The sequence below is a fragment of the Synechococcus sp. MIT S9508 genome (assembly GCF_047303045.1).
Classification (GTDB): domain Bacteria; phylum Cyanobacteriota; class Cyanobacteriia; order PCC-6307; family Cyanobiaceae; genus Synechococcus_C.
This window is the reverse complement of record NZ_CP138941.1, coordinates 2,255,120-2,272,213: the sequence shown is the minus strand read 5'-3', so window position 1 is coordinate 2,272,213 and position 17,094 is coordinate 2,255,120. Positions and strand designations below refer to the sequence as shown.

At 56.0% G+C, this 17,094-nt stretch carries 26 protein-coding genes; 8 read left to right on the top strand and 18 right to left on the bottom strand.

Going from position 1 to position 17,094, the window contains the following annotated elements; translation table 11 throughout:
* Positions 1-117: 117 nt before the first annotated feature.
* Complete coding sequence (locus SIB42_RS12605; RefSeq protein ID WP_156485332.1) at positions 118-279, top strand: hypothetical protein; 162 nt, start codon at positions 118-120, stop codon at positions 277-279.
* Positions 280-398: 119 nt separating this feature from the next.
* Here the strand turns inward: SIB42_RS12605 and SIB42_RS12600 are convergent, their stop codons facing one another.
* Positions 399-671, bottom strand: a complete 273-nt coding sequence (locus tag SIB42_RS12600) for a DUF1651 domain-containing protein (RefSeq protein WP_067099063.1) — start codon at positions 669-671, stop codon at positions 399-401.
* A gap of 164 nt (positions 672-835) precedes the next feature.
* Here SIB42_RS12600 and SIB42_RS12595 point away from each other — a divergent pair, with 164 nt between their 5' ends.
* On the top strand, positions 836-1,039 hold the full coding sequence (locus SIB42_RS12595) for a hypothetical protein (RefSeq protein WP_067099066.1): 204 nt from the start codon (positions 836-838) through the stop codon (positions 1,037-1,039).
* 256 nt (positions 1,040-1,295) lie between these two features.
* Here SIB42_RS12595 and SIB42_RS12590 read toward each other — a convergent pair whose 3' ends face one another.
* Complete coding sequence (locus tag SIB42_RS12590; protein ID WP_369818487.1) at positions 1,296-1,457, bottom strand: hypothetical protein; 162 nt, start codon at positions 1,455-1,457, stop codon at positions 1,296-1,298.
* Positions 1,458-1,655: 198 nt separating this feature from the next.
* On the opposite strand from SIB42_RS12590, the gene SIB42_RS12585 reads away from it, so the two are divergent.
* A complete protein-coding gene (locus tag SIB42_RS12585; RefSeq protein ID WP_231856522.1) occupies positions 1,656-2,078 on the top strand; it encodes a YnfA family protein in 423 nt (140 codons plus the stop codon).
* A 130-nt stretch (positions 2,079-2,208) separates the two neighbouring features.
* Here SIB42_RS12585 and SIB42_RS12580 read toward each other — a convergent pair whose 3' ends face one another.
* The 13 genes from SIB42_RS12580 to SIB42_RS12520 all read right to left on the bottom strand — a co-directional run bounded on the left by SIB42_RS12580 (position 2,209) and on the right by SIB42_RS12520 (position 11,563).
* On the bottom strand, positions 2,209-2,394 hold the full coding sequence (locus SIB42_RS12580) for a hypothetical protein (protein ID WP_067099069.1): 186 nt from the start codon (positions 2,392-2,394) through the stop codon (positions 2,209-2,211).
* 395 nt (positions 2,395-2,789) lie between these two features.
* A complete protein-coding gene (locus tag SIB42_RS12575) occupies positions 2,790-2,990 on the bottom strand; it encodes a hypothetical protein (RefSeq protein ID WP_156485333.1) in 201 nt (66 codons plus the stop codon).
* A gap of 399 nt (positions 2,991-3,389) precedes the next feature.
* The gene (locus tag SIB42_RS12570; protein WP_369818488.1) at positions 3,390-3,557 is read right to left on the bottom strand and encodes a high light inducible protein; all 168 of its coding nucleotides are present in this window, start codon (positions 3,555-3,557) and stop codon (positions 3,390-3,392) included.
* Positions 3,558-3,712: 155 nt separating this feature from the next.
* Positions 3,713-3,931 (bottom strand): hypothetical protein, encoded by a 219-nt coding sequence (locus SIB42_RS12565; protein ID WP_197459957.1) that lies wholly within the window; start codon positions 3,929-3,931, stop codon positions 3,713-3,715.
* Between the two features lie 63 nt (positions 3,932-3,994).
* Positions 3,995-4,237, bottom strand: coding sequence for a hypothetical protein (locus SIB42_RS12560; RefSeq protein ID WP_067099114.1), 243 nt, complete (start codon positions 4,235-4,237; stop codon positions 3,995-3,997).
* 381 nt (positions 4,238-4,618) lie between these two features.
* Entirely contained in the window at positions 4,619-4,906 is a 288-nt protein-coding gene (locus SIB42_RS12555) for a hypothetical protein (protein WP_067099088.1), read from the bottom strand.
* 87 nt (positions 4,907-4,993) lie between these two features.
* Positions 4,994-6,268, bottom strand: coding sequence for an MFS transporter (locus tag SIB42_RS12550; protein ID WP_067099117.1), 1,275 nt, complete (start codon positions 6,266-6,268; stop codon positions 4,994-4,996).
* 38 nt (positions 6,269-6,306) lie between these two features.
* On the bottom strand, positions 6,307-6,969 hold the full coding sequence (locus SIB42_RS12545) for a secondary thiamine-phosphate synthase enzyme YjbQ (RefSeq protein ID WP_067099091.1): 663 nt from the start codon (positions 6,967-6,969) through the stop codon (positions 6,307-6,309).
* A 24-nt stretch (positions 6,970-6,993) separates the two neighbouring features.
* Positions 6,994-7,737 carry an MBL fold metallo-hydrolase gene (locus SIB42_RS12540; RefSeq protein WP_067099094.1) on the bottom strand — a complete coding sequence of 248 codons (744 nt, stop codon included), beginning with the start codon at positions 7,735-7,737 and terminating at the stop codon, positions 6,994-6,996.
* A 63-nt stretch (positions 7,738-7,800) separates the two neighbouring features.
* Positions 7,801-8,673 (bottom strand): DMT family transporter, encoded by an 873-nt coding sequence (locus SIB42_RS12535; protein WP_067099097.1) that lies wholly within the window; start codon positions 8,671-8,673, stop codon positions 7,801-7,803.
* Positions 8,674-9,876: a chloride channel protein gene (locus SIB42_RS12530; RefSeq protein WP_082825131.1), complete on the bottom strand. Its 1,203-nt coding sequence runs from the start codon at positions 9,874-9,876 to the stop codon at positions 8,674-8,676. It lies immediately after the preceding gene.
* Positions 9,873-10,124, bottom strand: a complete 252-nt coding sequence (locus SIB42_RS12525; RefSeq protein ID WP_067099100.1) for a 2Fe-2S iron-sulfur cluster-binding protein — start codon at positions 10,122-10,124, stop codon at positions 9,873-9,875. Before SIB42_RS12525 ends, SIB42_RS12530 begins: the two co-directional genes overlap by 4 nt.
* Positions 10,121-11,563: a cobyric acid synthase gene (locus tag SIB42_RS12520; RefSeq protein ID WP_413328690.1), complete on the bottom strand. Its 1,443-nt coding sequence runs from the start codon at positions 11,561-11,563 to the stop codon at positions 10,121-10,123. The genes SIB42_RS12525 and SIB42_RS12520 overlap by 4 nt, the downstream gene beginning before the upstream one ends.
* On the opposite strand from SIB42_RS12520, the gene SIB42_RS12515 reads away from it, so the two are divergent.
* Entirely contained in the window at positions 11,493-11,672 is a 180-nt protein-coding gene (locus tag SIB42_RS12515) for a hypothetical protein (protein ID WP_413328701.1), read from the top strand. The two genes, SIB42_RS12520 and SIB42_RS12515, sit on opposite strands and share 71 nt — an antisense overlap.
* A gap of 54 nt (positions 11,673-11,726) precedes the next feature.
* Here SIB42_RS12515 and SIB42_RS12510 read toward each other — a convergent pair whose 3' ends face one another.
* Positions 11,727-12,152, bottom strand: a complete 426-nt coding sequence (locus tag SIB42_RS12510) for an Npun_F0494 family protein (RefSeq protein ID WP_231856523.1) — start codon at positions 12,150-12,152, stop codon at positions 11,727-11,729.
* Between the two features lie 10 nt (positions 12,153-12,162).
* On the opposite strand from SIB42_RS12510, the gene SIB42_RS12505 reads away from it, so the two are divergent.
* Positions 12,163-12,738, top strand: coding sequence for a Maf family protein (locus SIB42_RS12505; protein ID WP_067099106.1), 576 nt, complete (start codon positions 12,163-12,165; stop codon positions 12,736-12,738).
* A gap of 75 nt (positions 12,739-12,813) precedes the next feature.
* Positions 12,814-13,074 carry a hypothetical protein gene (locus tag SIB42_RS12500; RefSeq protein ID WP_067099126.1) on the top strand — a complete coding sequence of 87 codons (261 nt, stop codon included), beginning with the start codon at positions 12,814-12,816 and terminating at the stop codon, positions 13,072-13,074.
* Between the two features lie 128 nt (positions 13,075-13,202).
* Here the strand turns inward: SIB42_RS12500 and psbC are convergent, their stop codons facing one another.
* Positions 13,203-14,591, bottom strand: coding sequence for a photosystem II reaction center protein CP43 (gene psbC / locus SIB42_RS12495; RefSeq protein WP_067099108.1), 1,389 nt, complete (start codon positions 14,589-14,591; stop codon positions 13,203-13,205).
* Complete coding sequence (gene psbD / locus SIB42_RS12490) at positions 14,575-15,630, bottom strand: photosystem II D2 protein (photosystem q(a) protein) (protein WP_006041823.1); 1,056 nt, start codon at positions 15,628-15,630, stop codon at positions 14,575-14,577. The genes psbC and psbD overlap by 17 nt, the downstream gene beginning before the upstream one ends.
* A 221-nt stretch (positions 15,631-15,851) precedes the next feature.
* Between psbD and SIB42_RS12485 the strand changes: the two genes are divergently transcribed.
* Both SIB42_RS12485 and SIB42_RS12480 read left to right on the top strand, forming a co-directional pair.
* On the top strand, positions 15,852-16,388 hold the full coding sequence (locus tag SIB42_RS12485) for a photosystem I assembly protein Ycf4 (protein WP_067097850.1): 537 nt from the start codon (positions 15,852-15,854) through the stop codon (positions 16,386-16,388).
* Between the two features lie 6 nt (positions 16,389-16,394).
* Entirely contained in the window at positions 16,395-17,084 is a 690-nt protein-coding gene (locus SIB42_RS12480; RefSeq protein WP_067097853.1) for a peptidylprolyl isomerase, read from the top strand.
* The last annotated feature ends 10 nt before the right edge of the window (positions 17,085-17,094 follow it).

Genomic DNA, 17,094 nt, shown 5'->3' with positions numbered 1-17,094 from the left:
CCTCCCCCATGAATCATTTCCACTCGATGCAGGCTCAGCCGCCACCTGTCTCATTGCAATGGCAACTGTCTGGGTATCTTTTGTGTCTGATGAATCGCTCGAATTCATAGCAAATTAATGAAAAGTTTGCTGATATTTACATGGGTTGACCTAGGTGATAAGGAACACATGTTTCAAATGATTCAAGCTAGTATTGCAAATCGAGGCAAGCCCTTTATTGCATCGATTGTTTTGGCTTTGTTTGTTTTTGGTGTTATTCAGATGATCACCAGCACCTGAACATCAACGCTCTCCTTTGATTACTCAGCCTGTATGGGTTTGAACAATTGGGGATCGAACTGCTCTTGGAGTTATTCCCAATCCAGGAGGGAGTCAGCACTTGTATTCTGATGAGTTCGTCAGCGCACTGGCGGAGCACATCGACGCCATCCGACCTTGACCATATGCTTCCAGGCCTCACTAGCGCTTGGTTTGGTGAGTCTTCTTCTGGACTCAGGAACCGGCGGTTGTGGGCGAATCCATTTGTATGTTCTTAATTCCACCCACTGTCCATGGGTTGTCGATGCATCGGGCTTGAACTGCACAACCAGTTGTTGGTCGCCGTTCACAAGCCAGCCTTCCCCTTGAGGCTTGTCAAATGCTTCAAACGGGCTTGGACAGCTGATCAACATGAGCAAGAGTCTGACTTTGTTTGCTTCTCAGCTGTCATTGAATGTCACCAACTCAGCACGTTGGGGATCAAGTGTCGTCAAAGTCGATCTTGGATTCTGCTCTCGCTTGATCGATCGAATCCGCTCCTCTTTCGAGCTATGAAGGGTGATACGCCAAATCACAGATGGAAACCCTTCTGTCGATTGCCCTTTTGATGGTTGCTGTCGATGGGCCTGTCACTCCCTCTGAACTCAGCCAAGACATCCAAATTGGAGTCTTGGCTTATGACAGCAGTTCGAGGCCATCCGCATTGACCGGTGGTCCGGAGGTCAACATGTGGACTGGTGGTGACAATCAGGCTGCTGATGACCTGTTGGATCAGCCTTAGCCTGCGCTGAGGTGACCGATGCCTTGATGATCAAAGTGTTAAGGAAGCTCTGTTTGCTGCTTGCAGCTCGACCCGTACGATCTGATCAAATAACGAAAACCTGTCAATGATTCGATTTTTTTAGTTGAAAGAATATTGTTGATTTGCAGAAAGTTTATGATGATGAATCTTGCTCAGAATCGTTGTATCTGATGTCAATCGAGTCTGGGATATCAAGGGTGCGCTGGGGAAATGGTATTTCTACCGAGTTGTCTTTCTATATCTTCCAAATCATCAGATTGATATCGCTTGTAACCCAAATGCCTCCCTTCACATCGTGAGTGAAGAATTTCACATAAAAATCTAGGCTTGAATCGCCACAGGCAACAAACACGGTTGATGGTGCTGTATTTGCAACAACTTCCGTGTGTAATGTCATAAACTATGTAATTAATTGGATGACTTAATTTGGGTCACTTCCATGGCTCACACCAAAACAAGATTTTCTAGCAATAATGTTGTGATTTGATCGGTCTGGTCATTGGTGATCGCTTTCATGATTTGCTTTCAATGTATTATTTTGTGCTGACAGCTTGAAGATCTATGGCTACATAGAATGTAGAGATCTAGTAAACCAGTGACAAGTGATGAACTTGATGGTCCAGGTAATTCATCTGTAAGTGATGCAGTGAGCTCAACAGTCTTGAAGCCATCAATCGTCTGGACTCCCCAGACGATTGCGCTATCGATCCTTCTATTTATTGCAGCTGGTCTGCTTGAAGTCGGAGGTGGATGGCTAGTTTGGCAAACCGTCAGAGAGACTAAAAATTGGACTTTCGCAGCTGCAGGAATTGTGGCACTGATTGGTTATGGGTTTGTACCTTGTTTGCAGCCAACTTCGGATTTTGGGCGAGTTTATGCTGTTTATGGAGGATTCTTCATTGTTTTAGCGTTTGCCTGGGCACGTCAGCTTGATGGTTACTTGCTTGATCTTGGCGATTTGATAGGAGCTGGTATTGCTCTTTTCGGGGTTTTGGTCATCATGCTCTGGCCACGCTAAATGCTGTCAGGACAATCTGGTTTGATGGTGTTTTTAGTGCATTAATTGATTCATGATTTTTTGCTTCTTAGTGCATGTTGCACTGTCTGAGTGTTTTGTTTTCAGGCACGTTTTGATTAAAGTCAATCGGTTAAGGGTCGACTTGGTGACGTCTTGATCCCATCTGTGCACGCCATAAGTCAACCATTTCTCTTGCACGTGCATGTGCGGAGAGATCAGTGCTGCTCACACCATCGCGGTATTTTTGGTCGAGAAGCTGATCTAGCCATTCAAGAGCAGCTTCGTCGAGATGCCATTCCGTGGGGTATTGACTCATCACTGTTAATAGGCTCAGTGCTTTGATAAATGTTGGTTTTACCCATTCTGACGATTTCACTCTGTCATTAGCAGGTGTTCGAACCGTTCAGTTGCATGGACTCCAAGGTGGTGGTTCCGACACCTGAATCAACAGCAGCTCAGCCGGTGTTTCTCCGATTGCCCATGAGCGGTGACCTTGCTGTTTGTGTGTTCCTTGATCTCCTCCGAATTGATCTTCCCTGGCCCCATTTCAACAATGACTCCATCTATTGTTTCCACGCCCCACTTTCCGTGTATTGGAATGATCCATTGAGGCTTGGGGTTTTCGTGCCACTCCTTCGGTTCTCCGGGCATCAAAATGAGTGTGATCAGGGCTTTAGGTTGGCGGCAACGCACTGATCGTCAGCGCTGGGTCTATCGATCGAGGTATTCCTGAATTAAGTTTTTGACAGCTTCTTCTGACTGCCTTTTCTTGAAGTCGTCAAGAGATTCGATATTCATGATTTGTAAATCAAAAATAAGCTCAATGACGGCTCCTCCATTGCATTCATCACTGGAGTATTCTTCGGAAGAATGGAGTATTTTCGCCAGATGCTTGCTTAGTTCGCTTTCCATCGTTCTGTTTTTCCACAATCATATCTCCTCGACATATATTGTCAGTCCGTTGATCACGCTTCAAGTTGCATCTTGATGCTCGAGCTGAGCTTGTTTTCGAACGTAATGTTTTGGTGGCGTGATTTAATCGATTTTTCACGTCTTCGAGCAGATGGCTCGTGACGTCTCCGCTCTTTCAACGGCTATTGGACAAGTGAGTTTGATTCAAATCAACGAGTCGATCCACCGCAGTTCGTCGTTTGTGCGCTTGTTGTGTCGGTTGAGCCGAAGTAACAGTCAGGTGTGACATGACCAACTTGATGAATACAAGTTGGTCTTTCGAGAAACTACCCTCACAAAGTTCTTCAGCTCTTGGCTTGGTTCAGCAGATCGGTTGTGCTCGCCTGTATTTGTTGACGGTCACCAGATTTGTGGCAGTAGTGACTGTCCGGCTGCGACTTCGATAGCGATTGCCACGACAAAGCCGATCATGGCTAGTCGACCATTCCAGGTTTCGCCGTCAACCCAGGTTTGCATTCCAAAAGTCTCTTCCATTGCTGTCTTGGTGCCAGGCTGCTGATCCGACATGATGTTTACGTAACTTCATGTATTTTTGCAACGCAGTCCGATGCTCGCTGCTTCAAAAGGCACATGAGCGTGATGCGCATGGCAGTTGGGGTATGTCTCAGGATGTCTGCCTGTTTTGTTTGTTGTCGTGTTGCAGGCCATCCTGTGGGCCGCAATCACTTGTTATGAAGCTGGCCTAACAGCCTTGCCGCCAAACCCCTGGAAATCCGCCGCTGCACGAGCAGATCGCAGATCCAGTCGAAGAGTGGCATCGAGTCCGTGTTGGCCAGTCGTTGCTCCAGTGCCCTCAGCTCAGTCACGTTCCTGCAGCCTCTTAAGGCATCGATCAAGGTGTCTTCTTTGGGTTGTTGGATCAGCACCTGTGTTGAGTTCAAGCCATGCAACGGCAGCTTTCCTTGTCATGGCATCACTGGGGTGCTGTTGTCACGTCTTGTTCGTCAGCGCTCACCCATTGATCCATCACTTGAATCGTTCAGCAGGCCTAGTGCCTGCATGACTTGCAGACGTATCCCGCCGAGCCGACTCCAGGCACGCAGTGCTTCCTCTTTGGATTTGTAGGGACGCCAGTCATCTTCCTTGATCCGCCTTTGAAGATGTTGTGCCACTCTCTCCGCGACTCTGGCATCGCTCGCTGCTTTCAGATTCAAGGTCTGACCGTAGAGGGAGCGTTCACAGGTCATGGTCTGAGCCAACTCCAACCATTCTGTTGAAACCGGTTTGAATTGGAGGCAGGCATTGCAGTGTTGGCCTCATTTAATCTTGTTTGAGGAGTCCATTGTCGTCTCATGGAAACCTTCGATTGCCTGTCGTTGAGCTTGTTCGCTCTTGGAGTCGCTTCTACGGCAACCGTTTTTGTCGTGTCATTTCGCCAGGTCGACCGATCCGAGAAGGAACGTTCACAGGTCAATCGGATGCGTGGGCGCCTCAATAGGCTTCTGCAGCAACGTTCCTGATCTTTTGGCGTGCTGCTTCTGCTTGTGACCGGTGGTTTCTTAGCGCTTCTCCTGCTGACGCAATATTTCGTGCGCCGCTCGATGGATGACGAGCAGGACAGCTGATCGTCAACGTCTGGCCATGCCTCTGCCGTTGCCAATTAGGCCTGCATCAATCAATAGGCCGATCACAACAATCAGCAGTCCACTGAACGATTGCACTCCTCCGAACGACATCGTTGCCCAGCACACGCCAAGTGTCGTGGTTGGCAATAACACAAGACCCAAAACCGGAAGGATCGGATTGGGGATTGCCAGGGCTGAGAAGGGACCAAGGACAACATCAGGACTGAACAGCCACAACAGAACCAAAATGAGGCGGGGTGTGATCAGTCCAAGCGCTGCAAGAAGACACATCAGCCCGCACCCACCACGGCAGGCCAGATTTCCCCTTCTGGACTCATGGCAGCAGATTGGCTTCTGCCTTCTTGTAGCAAGCTGCTTTCAAACTGTCTTGGTCGACAGCGGACGAAATGCGGTTTCGCGTGTGAAGGCGCATGCCGTGATCAGGGTGCACAGTCCGCTGAAGGCGACCCATGCCCCTGGCAACACCGGATCACCGGTTTGTGCAATCAACCAGGTTGCAATCAAGGGGGTTGTTCCGCCGAAATAACCTTCTGCAATGTTGAATGCCACGGCCAGGCCGGTGCAGCGAACCGCGGCAGGCATCAGTTCCACGTTGGCGGGGTTCTTTCCGCCTGCAAGCAGAGCGACAGCCAACGTGAGACCCAGTTCTCCCCAAATCACTTGTTGAGGGTCACCGCTGTGCATCAGGTTGAACAACGGCCATGCACCGAAGCAAAGTAGTGATGATCCGCTGATCAGCATCGGTTTGCGACCGATACGGTCGGAAAGCCAGGCTGAAATCGGATACAGCATCAGCAGCATGGCCAGGACGCCGGTGTTCAGGCTCAGGGATGTTGCCGTGCTGAGGTGATCGATGTCTTCCAAGTAGCTCACTGCGTAGACGAATACGGCGTAATACCCGACGCTGCTCGCGATGTTCAGCGCCATGACACGCAGCACCTGCAGGCGATAGCGACCAAAGGTTTCGCGAATCGGCGACTTCGCATGCGGTTCGATGATCTCGGCACCAATGCCTCTGCGGATCACAACGCCGCAGGTGGCAACCAGTGCTCCCAGCAAAAATGGCAGTCGCCATCCCCAGCTCCCCAGTTGGTCTGGGTTGAGCGTGTGGGCCAGCAGATCACCGAATCCAGAGCCGATCAACATGCCCAGCACGGATCCCCATAGCCCCCAGATCGCATAAAAACCACGCTGGCGGTCCGGGGCGTTTTCGCTTAAAAAAATCACTGAGCTGGTGTATTCGCCCCCCACTGACAAGCCTTGAATAATGCGCAGCAGGACAACCGCAATCGGGGCGGCGATGCCGATCTGTTGATGCGTGGGGAGTAGACCCATGAGGACGGTGGGCAAGGCCATCACCATCACGGAAAGTTGCAAAGCTCGTTTCCGTCCGGCCAGATCACCGATTCGACCGAACACCATCCCCCCAAGCGGTCGCACAAGAAATCCGGCGGCAAAGGCCCCGAACGCTCCGATCATTGAGGAGGCTGGGTCACTGGAGGGGAAGAACTCCCTGCCGATGGTGGTCGCGAAGTAGCCGTAGAGAGCGAAGTCGTACCACTCCATGACGTTGCCGATCAGGCCTGCCAATAGCACACGGCTGGTGCTCTTGGCGCTGGGCTGCGTGCTCATCGTGTCGCGATCATTGCGGAGTTGCCATTGCGGAGGTGTCACTGTTGTTGACAGGAGATCTCATGCAACCTGTCAATCAGCAGATCCACGTTTGTCTCAATTCCACCGTCTTCAGCCCATGGATTCGGGATGTGGCGCGCTTGAACGACATCGTTCAGTCGTTGTCCGTTTCGGCGAGCCAGCAGGTTTGCCGTGGTGTTTCTGGCTGATGCCGAGAGCTGATCGCGATCGCTGGATGAATCTTTCATGTTTCCGATCAGATGACAGGCGAGTCGTCGGTGATGCGGTGATGAACGATGCTCCCAGAGATAGACCGCCTGCCAGGTGCCCAGGAGCAGTCGGCCGTTATCAACACTCAAGCTCATGGTCTGGGTGGTGAGCGCTGTGCGGATATGGGCTGGCATGTCGTCATCACCTTCGTCGTCGTGCAGGTAACGGCGACGTCTACCGTCTGGTCCGCTAGGCCCAGCTCCGTCCTGAGGCACCATGGTATTCATCCAGGCCGCCAGATCTTTCAGGACCCGTGGATCGGCATTCTCATTGATGGTGAGGCTGCAGCTGGTGTGTAGGCAGGTGAGATGCATCACCCCGGTGATCAGTCCGGCTTGGTGCACGCACTGATTCAGTTGCTGGTTCAGGGGGGTGAAACCAGGTCCGCGCGTTTTGATCTCCAGTTGCGTCAGCAGCTGATCCAACGCCATGCAATGGGCCCCGTTGCTCTTTTTTTAGCGCGACCCTGATGGCAATGGGATCTCTCGCCCCACTGTGGGTGTGATCAGCGTGCAGTCTTCGGGAAGATCAGCGCAATCTGTCGAGGCGTCAGCGGCGTTCAGCAGGTTGCTGATCATCCCGCTGAATTTCACATCGCCTCCTGTGGTGCTGGCCAGCACGGTCTTGGGCTGGAAACGGCTGATCAGATCCGGCATCACGCGAGCGCCTGTGATGAAGGCTCCCAGCATCGGCAAGCCCAGATCCACCACGGGGGTGATCAGGGTGTCGACGCTGCGCTGATCAATCGCAGGATCCAAGACACCATGCGGTTCGAGATAGAGGGAACCCTCGGGCCAGTCGAGCAGGTAGCCGTTCTCCACTGCCGGGACTGCTGCTCCTGCAGTGGCCTGGATCTTCAGGCCAGCGATTGTGGTGGTGTCGCCGGGTCGAAGCTCGGTGATGGTCTCAAATCCCAGTCGCTGCACCACACGCGCGGCGGCTGCCGATGCCACCACGGGGATCTGTTTTGACAGGGTCTGCAGCGTTTCTGGATGGGCATGATCTGGAAGTCCCTGCGTGAGCAGAAGCAAATCAAGCTGATCCGGAATGGGCATCAGTTCTGGCATCTCACCTTTCAGCAACCAGGCACCCGGTGGAAACACCAGTGGACCACTGAGCCATGGGTCCAACAGCACCCTCAGTCCAGATATGGTCAGCAGCCAGCCATTGGCTCCGAGATAGGTGGCTGTGTCTGTCATTGCCGATCAATCTCTCCGCAGCGACGCTAGTCAATGCGCCGGTTCAGCTGAGCGCTTCCCCGCTCAACTCAGCACTGCCAGACCAACGCCTGTTACGGCCAGTGTTGAGGCCAACAGCACGGACGGTTTCAGCTGATCCCCCTCGGCACGGGCCACCAGCAGGGCCATCACCGGTGCCGTGCTCAGCACCGTGATGCCAATGCCCAGAGGCAACCTCTGCAGCACAACCTGTTGCAGCAGGATCCCCAGAACGGTTCCCAGCACTGTTGCAGCCAGCACCCGCGGCCAACGCACACTGCGTGGGCGTGGTTGCGGAAACCTGGCTGCCAAGCGCAGCCAGGGAAGCAGCAGCAGCAGGCCGCCCAGCAGACGGCAGGCAGCACTTTGCAGAGGTGTCAGCTCACTGTTGATCAGAACAGTGCGCGAGACGGCGGCGCCTGCCACACCGCAGACCACAGCCAGCAAGCCCAGCACCAAGCCGTGCGCCTGCACATGGCGGCTTCGGTCGAGCAGTCGTGTGGCGTCAGGAGGTTGCTGCACGGCAACTAACACCACGGAAATCGTGACCAGCAGTGCCCCAGCCCAGCCCTGAACAGAGAGCTGCTCTCTCATGGCGAACCAGCCTCCAGCAGCGGCTGCGACGGGTGCGAGCGACTCGAGGGTGAGTGTTCTGCGTGTCCCGAGACGTCTCAGTGCGGCGAGATAAAAGCTGTCTCCCAGTGAAATTCCCAGACCACCACTGATCAGCAGCAGCATCAGGCTCTTCCCTTCTCCGTTCCAGGGGAGTGTGACCAGCACCGGCAGCAATGCTGCGCAGGCGATCAGATTCTTCAGCCCATTGAGTTGAACCGCGCTGAGAGAGGTGAAGAGACCTCGCCACAGACTGCTCGCCAGGGTCCATGCCAGTGCTGCAACCAATCCGGCCAGAATTCCCACTTAGTGCCTTCGCTGCAGGATCAGACCCACCAGCAGGCCGATCACCAGCGCTCCGGCTCCATGGCCCTGCAACAGCGTGAGGCCGAGCACAAGTCCGAGTAGCGGCGAGTTGAGCAGCACCGCAAGGCACCCCCCGACAACACCCGCACTCCAGGTGTCGATGCTGCCAATCCAGGGAATCCATTCGTGCAGTCCCATCCCCAGTGCGCTGCTGGCGAGGATCACTGGAAAAAACTGGCCGCCTCTCCATCCGGTCTCCAGACACAGTCCGACCATCAATAATTTGACCAGGGCTGACAGCACCAAGACGCTTGTCCCCAGCCTCCATTCCTGCAGGACGAGGGGTTTCAACTGGTTCTCCCCGGAGAAGCCAGCCAGTGGTAATCCCCAGAGACAGAGCCCAATCAGCAAACCTGTACCGATCGGGATCCACCAGAAGCGTTCCAGTAGCCGCAACTGTTGGAGCCAATGCCGCCAGCGCTTGATGACCTGTCCGGCGAGCCAACCCGCCAGGCCAGCGAGCATGGCCGCCAGCAACGCACTGATGCGTTGAGAGGGATCAGAGGGCCAGGCATAGGGCACGCCTCGCATGCCTTCGCCCAGGTCGCTTAAGCCATAGAAGGCCACAAAACCGGCCAATCCTCCAAGGGTTCCTGGCAGCCAGCGCCAAATCAGCTGCCATTGATGTCCTGCTAATGCTGCGCCGCCCACCAGGGGTGAGCGGAACAATCCCAGAGATCCCGCCATTGCAGCCGCTAACAAGTCACTATCCGCGCCTTTCCAGATGGCGTGGCTGGCGACGGCGACGAGGCGGGTCATCAATGCCTCCGGGCCGAGAGTTCCCCCACCAGCGAGAGCCAGCATGCCTCCGATGACTTGCCTGAGGCCTTGATGCGTGTCCAATCCTTCCGGTTGCCGTAGTTCAGCGAGCGTCTCCGACATTTCTGGGAGCTCACTGCCTGAGCGTCGCCGTTGCAGCAGGCTCAGAGCGATGCCGATCGTTCCCGACCAGGCCAGACACCACAGCAAGGAGCGATCGCTGGGTAAACCGCGCGCGACCGATGCACCCCAAATCCAGGTCTGGAGCATGAGCGTGCTACTCACCACCAGCGCTGCCAGTCCGCCTCCTGCGGCTCCAGCCAGTAGGGCACGTGCAGTTCCGACCAGCAGACTGCGAGCTGGTGTTGGTGGCGGATGGATCACCAGTAGGGGTCGGTGGCCAACTCCACCTTGAGTTGACCCGATGCTGACGCAGGCACGCTGCTGATGCAGGCCCTCACTGTGGTTCCATCAACATCGATCTCGCACGCGCCGCAACTGCCTCCCATGCAGCCAGTGGGTACATGCACGCCGGCCTGCCGCGCTGCCGCTAACCAGTCTTCGCCTTTGTAGCTGACGCTGCGCTGACCGTCAGGCCACACGATTTCCACCCTTTTGTGCCCAGAGGTCACGTGGATGTGTCCAGCAGTGGTTCCAGATTCACATGTTGTTCAAAGGCATCGGCCAAGCGGTCGAGCAGCGCGTCTCTCTGAAGACTGTGGTTCGGTTGCTGCTCACTGAGATCCGCCAGTCCGCGTCTGCGTCGAAGCCGGTTCAGCCAGCGTCGTCGCCAGGGCCCGTTCTCGAAGATTCCATGCAGATAGGTTCCTGCGGTGGTCGCACGGATCCAGCCCAGACCTTGATCTGCACTGAATGCGTCGCAGTCGTCGATGGCTTCGCTGCTTCCCCGATGCAGTTCGAATCCCTCCACCTTCAGCTGGGGTTGCTGATCAGGCCAAAGCACAAGAGCTTGGCGCTGATGCAGAGCCTTTTCGCCGCCGAATACGGTTCGCAGGGGGAGCAGGCCAAGGCCGGCGACGTCGCTGCCTGATTGTCCTGGTAGCTCTTCGCCCTCCAGTCCATCGGGATCGTGCAATTCCGCACCGAGCAACTGCATGCCGCCACAGATGCCGAATAGCTCACCGCCGTTGTTGGCATAACGAATCAGTTCAGCGTCTAGTCCGCTATTGCGCAGGGAAGCAAGATCGCGCAGGGTCTGTTTACTTCCCGGGATCACGACGGCATCGGGAGACCCAAGCGCTTCGCCCGGTGCGATCCAGCGCAGCTCAACGGTTGGCTCCGCCTCCAGGGGGTCGAGATCAGAAAAGTTGCTGAGTGAGGGTAGTTTCACCACGGCAATTTCAAGCTCAGCGCTGCGCTTGCGGCCTCTCCTCTCCAGCAGGTCGAGGGAGTCTTCAGGCGGAAAGAGCTCGTCAAGCCATGGCATCACTCCAAGAACCGGAATGCCTGTATTGGTATCGAGCCAGCGTCGACCTTCATCGAAAAGTTCTCGTCTGCCTCGGAATCGATTGACCAGCAGCCCGCGGATCAGTCGCCGTTCATCAGGTTTCATCAACTGGAGAGTGCCGATGATCTGGGCGAACACGCCTCCGCGTTCAATATCGGCAACCAGCAGGCAATTGGCTTGCAGGTACTTGGCAAGACGCAGGTTGGTGAGATCGCGTGCCTGCAGGTTGACCTCGACCGGGCTGCCAGCCCCCTCAAGCACAAGTCTTCCGCCTTGATGATTGGCCTGCAGATCCTCGAGACCCTGGCGGATGGCAGCCCAGCCGGAGTCGAACCAGTCCCGGTAGTAGTGCTCTGCCCTGCAGGTGCCGGCGGAGCTCCCAAGATGAATCACCTCGCTGGTCGAATCGCCTTGCGGTTTGAGCAGCACTGGGTTCATGGCATGCACTGGCTCCAGCCCGGCGGCCCAGGCCTGCAGGGCCTGGGAGTAGGCCATTTCGCCGCCGTTCTGATCCACCCAAGCGTTGTTACTCATGTTCTGCCCCTTGAAGGGCAGCGGTGTTTCGCCACGCCGTTTCAGCACTCTGCAGAGTGCTGCTGACATCAACGATTTTCCTGCTCCACTACTGGTGCCGAGCACCATCAGCGGGGTGGGTCGGGAGGTTTTGCTCACTGCGCTTCGCCGAGAGTCGCAAGCTGCGGCATTGCAGTGATTTGTGCTCGACTTCGCATGAATTCTGCTGGCTTGTCAGTCATCCTGTGCTCACTCACCAGCGGGGGCGGTGTCGACGACACCAGTGCACCAGACGGCTTCCAATGCCTGCTGAGGGGATCGTTTCAGGCCAGGGGATCAGCACCTCCCGGCCAAGAGGGGTCAGGCGCACCCGTTCGGTCAACCCCTGTCCGTCAACTTCCCGGCGTAGAACCCCCAGTTGAATCAACCAGATGAGCAGATCCTCTGTCTCGCTGGCATTTAATCGTCGCCTGGTCTGTGCAGGCCAATCTGGTCTTGCCACCAGTTCTTTGCTGCTCAGGGCTGCCTGTTCAACGTTGCGGTAAAAGCTGCGTTGCAAAGGAAGGCAGCAAACCGCTTGGCGTGCTCGCCTCATGGCATGCCGTGTGAGTTCGCTGGGGTCCTGAAGAGTCACACGTGATGTGCTGTCGATGCCATTCTCGTTCTCAGCGTCGCTCACTGAGATACCAATGTTGCTGCTGGCTTCAGCGTCCCCGGCAAGAAGTCGTCTCCTCGAGCAGGCGGCTATTCCCCATCGTGTCGAGATCAGCGGTGTTGATGAAGAGGCCATTCAGGATCCCGATCCGATCGCACTGGTCAGGCGTCTGGCTCAGGCCAAGGCGCTGGCCGTTCGCAGTCAGCTCAAAGACGCTGCCATCACAGCCGTGCTCGGATGTGATTCGTTGTTTGTTTTTGCTGGAGAGGTGTACGGAAAGCCAGCTGACTCGGCTCAGGCTGCGCAACGTTGGCAACGCATGCGTGGTGCCTGGGGTGATTTGCACACTGGCCACTGCCTGATGTCAGGCCTTGGTTTGACATCGCAAGAGCCGCTGATTGAGTGTGTGACCACCAGGGTGATGTTTGCTGATCTCAGCGATCAGGAGATCGAAGCGTATGTCGCCAGCGGCGAACCGCTTCGCTGTGCAGGAGGCTTTGCGCTGGAGGGTCTTGGAGGCTCCTTTGTGGAGCGTCTCGATGGCTGTTATTCGAATGTGATCGGCCTCAGCTTGCCGCTGTTGCGACGTTGGCTATCGCAGGTTTTATAGATGGCAAGGGGGAACGTTGCCATTTTTCTTTCGCCCTAGCTAATGCGAAGTCAGGCCCTCTTCACACCCTTGGCCATGCTTCGTTTTCTCCTTCCTGGACTCGGCACAACTCTGTTTTCAGCAACGCTTGCCTTCAGTGCATCGGCGATGGAGCCGTTGTCGGTGAGTGCCACCGATCAAGGCAATGCTTCATTGAGCCTCCATGCTGAGCAGGCTTATTTCACGGAATCCATTGATGAATGGAGTCGTTCGGTCCAGCGGGTTGAGCTTCCCGCCGCAGGTCAGGAGCGGCATCAGCCTCCTAAAGGCCATACCTTTCTCGATCTGGACTTCTGACTCCGCTCTGCTGCCTTGGCCGAGTGTTGTGATCGATCATTGATGTCGTCCATTAAAAAAGCCCCACTGTGAAGTGGGGCTGGATGACGATCGAAATGTGTGATCTCGATTGGGTCTGATCGTAGTGATCAGTCGAGGTCTGGCATGGCCAGTGAAGGCTCTGCCGATCGGTCAATACCCTTCTCGAAACCTGCAGCAGCAGCACGCGCGCGTCCTGCATGCCAGAGGTGACCCACCAGGAAGAAGAAGGCGAGCACGAACTGGGTCGCAGACAACCATTGACGGATGTTCACGAAGTTCACCGAGTTGGGCTCGGTGATAATGCCGCCAACTGAATTCAGTGATGCGTTGGGGGCGTGAGTCATGTACTCAGCAGCACGACGAACCTGCCAGGGCTGGATGTCGTTCTGCAGCTTGTCGAGACTCAGGCCGTTGGGTCCACGCAGCGGCTCAAGCCAAGGACCGCGGAAATCCCAGAAACGCATCGTTTCACCACCGAAGATGATTTCACCGGTTGGTGAACGCATCAGGTACTTACCAAGACCGGTGGGGCCCATGGCTGAACCGATGTTGGCACCGAGACGCTGGTCTCTCACCAGGAAGGTGAAGCTCTGTGCCTGGGAGGATTCGGCGTTGGTGGGGCCGTAGAACTCCGAGGGGTAGGCGGTGTTGTTGAACCAGATGAAGGCCGAGGCAATGAAGCTCATAAAGCTCAGCGCACCGAGGCTGTAGCTGAGGTAAGCCTCACCGTTCCAGATGAAGGCGCGACGCACCCAGCCGAACGGCTTGGTGGTGACGTGCCAGATGCCTCCGAAGATGCAGATCAGACCCAGCCAGATGTGGCCACCGATGATGTCCTCCATGGAGTTCACACCGATGATCCAGCCTTCGCCACCGAAGGGAGCGCGGAACAGATAGCCGAAGACCACACCCGGATCGAGAGTCGGATTGGTGATCAGACGAACATCGCCGCCGCCCGGTGCCCAGGTGTCGTACACGCCACCGAAGAACATGGCCTTGAAGACCAGGAGCAAACAGCCAACGCCCAAGAGAATCAGGTGATAACCAATGATGTTGGTCATCTGATTCTTATCGCGCCAATCCTGGGAGAAGAACGTGGAGTAGTTCTCCAGGATTTCTGGTCCACGAATGGCGTGATACAGACCGCCGAGACCAAGCACAGCGGAACTGATCAGGTGCAGAACACCGACTACAAAGAAGGGATAGAGATCGGTGACTTCGCCACCGGGGCCCACGCCATAACCGAGTGTGGCGACGTGGGGGAACAGGATCAGACCCTGCTCATACATGGGCTTGTCGAAGGTGAAGTGACTCACCTCGAACAGCATCATGGCGCCGGCCCAGAACACCATCAGACCTGCGTGGGCCACGTGGGCACCGAGCAGACGGCCTGAAAGGTTGATCAGACGGGCATTGCCAGCCCACCAGGCATAGCCGGTGGAGTCGAGGTCTTTACCGCCAGTGGCGATAAGACCGGAATTAAAGGGCGTTTCCACGGGGCAGAACCTCTTCAGGGAAGACGAAGTTTTCGTGCGGCTGGTCAGCCGGTGCCATCCAGGCACGCAGACCTTCATTCAGAAGGATGTTCTTGGTGTAGAAGGTCTCAAATTCGGGATCTTCTGCAGCGCGGATTTCCTGTGACACGAAGTCATAGGCGCGCAAGTTGAGGGCCAAGCCGATGATGCCGATGGAGCTGGTCCACAGACCCATCACAGGCACGAACAACATGAAGAAGTGCAGCCAGCGCTTGTTGGAGAAGGCGATACCGAAGATCTGACTCCAGAAGCGGTTGGCGGTGACCATCGAATAGGTCTCTTCTTCCTGGGTGGGCTCGAACGCCTTGAAGGTGTTGGCCTGCTCACCATCCTCAAACAAGGTGTTTTCCACCGTTGCACCGTGAATTGCGCAAAGCAGAGCACCGCCGAGGATGCCGGCGACGCCCATCATGTGGAAGGGGTTGAGGGTCCAGTTGTGGAAGCCCTGCAGGAAGAGGAGGAATCGGAAGATCGCTGCCACACCGAAGGAGGGCGCGAAGAACCAGCTGCTCTGGCCGAGGGGGTACATCAGGAAGACACTGACGAACACCGCAATCGGACCGGAGAAGGCAATGGCGTTGTAAGGACGGATGCCGACCAGACGGGCAATCTCGAACTGACGCAGCATGAAGCCGATCAGTGCGAAAGCACCGTGCAGTGCAACGAAGGCCCAGAGGCCGCCGAGCTGACACCAGCGAACGAAATCACCCTGGGCTTCAGGGCCCCAGAGCAACAGAAGGCTGTGACCCATCGCATCAGCGGGGGTGGACACAGCTGCAGTCAGGAAGTTGCAACCTTCCAGGTACGAGGAGGCGATGCCGTGGGTGTACCAAGAGGTGACAAAGGTGGTGCCTGTGAGCCAGCCACCGATGGCCAAGTAGGCCGTTGGGAAGAGAAGAATGCCGGACCAGCCGACAAAAACGAAGCGGTCGCGCTTGAGCCAGTCATCGAGGACGTCAAACCATCCCCGCTGTGGCGCGCGTCCTACAGCGATCGTCATGAGTGAGAACGGGTGCGGATAGCCGCAGGCTGTGGGATACCCGGCGACCTTAACAATTTCAGCGAGGGTTGCGGGTGCGAATCCCTTCACCTGAAACCCCTTGTATCGGAACATTTCTTCGGGGTTTCTTCCGCTTTGGTTTCAGCCTTTGTGGCAGAGCCGCCGAACGTCGCCATCGATGCCGCTTCGGCGGTCACAATGGGCGCTGCTCCCGGGCTGTGATGGCCGCTGATCTGCTTGAACAACCTGTCGTCGGTTCTCGGCGGCTTTCCAATGTCCTGGTCGCCGCCATGGTCACCATTGGTGGCGTCGGCTTTCTGTTCGCCTCGCTCTCCAGTTATTTGGGGCGTGATCTTCTTCCCTTAGGCCACCCTGCAGGACTTGTATTCGTCCCCCAGGGCCTGGTGATGGGGCTTTACAGCATCGCTGCAGCCCTTCTTGCCTCCTATCTCTGGACGGTGATCGCCATCGATGTGGGCGCCGGCATGAATCGTTTCGATAAATCCTCAGGGGTCGTGACTATTTCTCGCCGAGGTTTTCGCAAGCCCATCAGTGTTGAGATACCGATCAAAGACATCAAGGCTGTCAAGGTTGAAGTCCGTGACGGCTTCAACACTCGCCGACGTGTGTCTTTGCGTGTGCAGGGTCGACGCGACATGCCCCTCACTCGAGTGGGTGAGCCTCTACCTCTCGCCCAGCTCGAGCAGGACGGAGCTGAACTTGCACGCTTTTTGAATGTGAACTTGGAAGGGCTCTGAATGATCATGATTCGTCAATCCATCAAGACACTGATGGCACTTGCCTTGTGTCTGCCTCTTTTGGTGAGCTGTGCGTCCAGCACAACGGCTTCGATACCGGTTGGCTGCGAGCAGGCCAGCAGTCCTTGCCTTCAGGGCAAGGCCAGCGTTGAGCTCACAACCAGCCAGGGCTCGATCACCCTGGAACTCAACGGCGATGCCGCTCCTGTGACGGCTGGGAATTTTCTTGATCTGGTTCAAAGGGGTGCCTACAACGGCACTGTTTTTCATCGAGTGGTGAGGGACCCGGTTCCATTTGTGGTGCAGGGCGGTGATCCCTCCTCTAGTGATCCCGCGACTCCAAAGTCGCAGTACGGAACGGGGAGCTTCGTTGATCCGACCTCCGGACAGGCACGTTTTGTGCCTCTTGAGCTGTCCTTTAACGGCGAAGACCAGCCCCGTTATGGCCGCGTTGTAAGTAACCCCACTGAGCTTGTGCAGCTCAAACTCAGCCATGAACGCGGCGCCCTGGCTATGGCTCGCTCCCAGGCTCCAGATTCCGCCAGCGCCCAGTTCTACATCGCACTCAAGCCGCTGCCAGAACTCGATGGTCGCTACGCCGTCTTCGGCCGCGTGACTCAAGGTCTTGATGTTGTGGATGCCATCCGTCAGGACGACACCATCGAGAAGGCCGTGGTGTTGACACCCGGTCTCTGATCAACGAGAA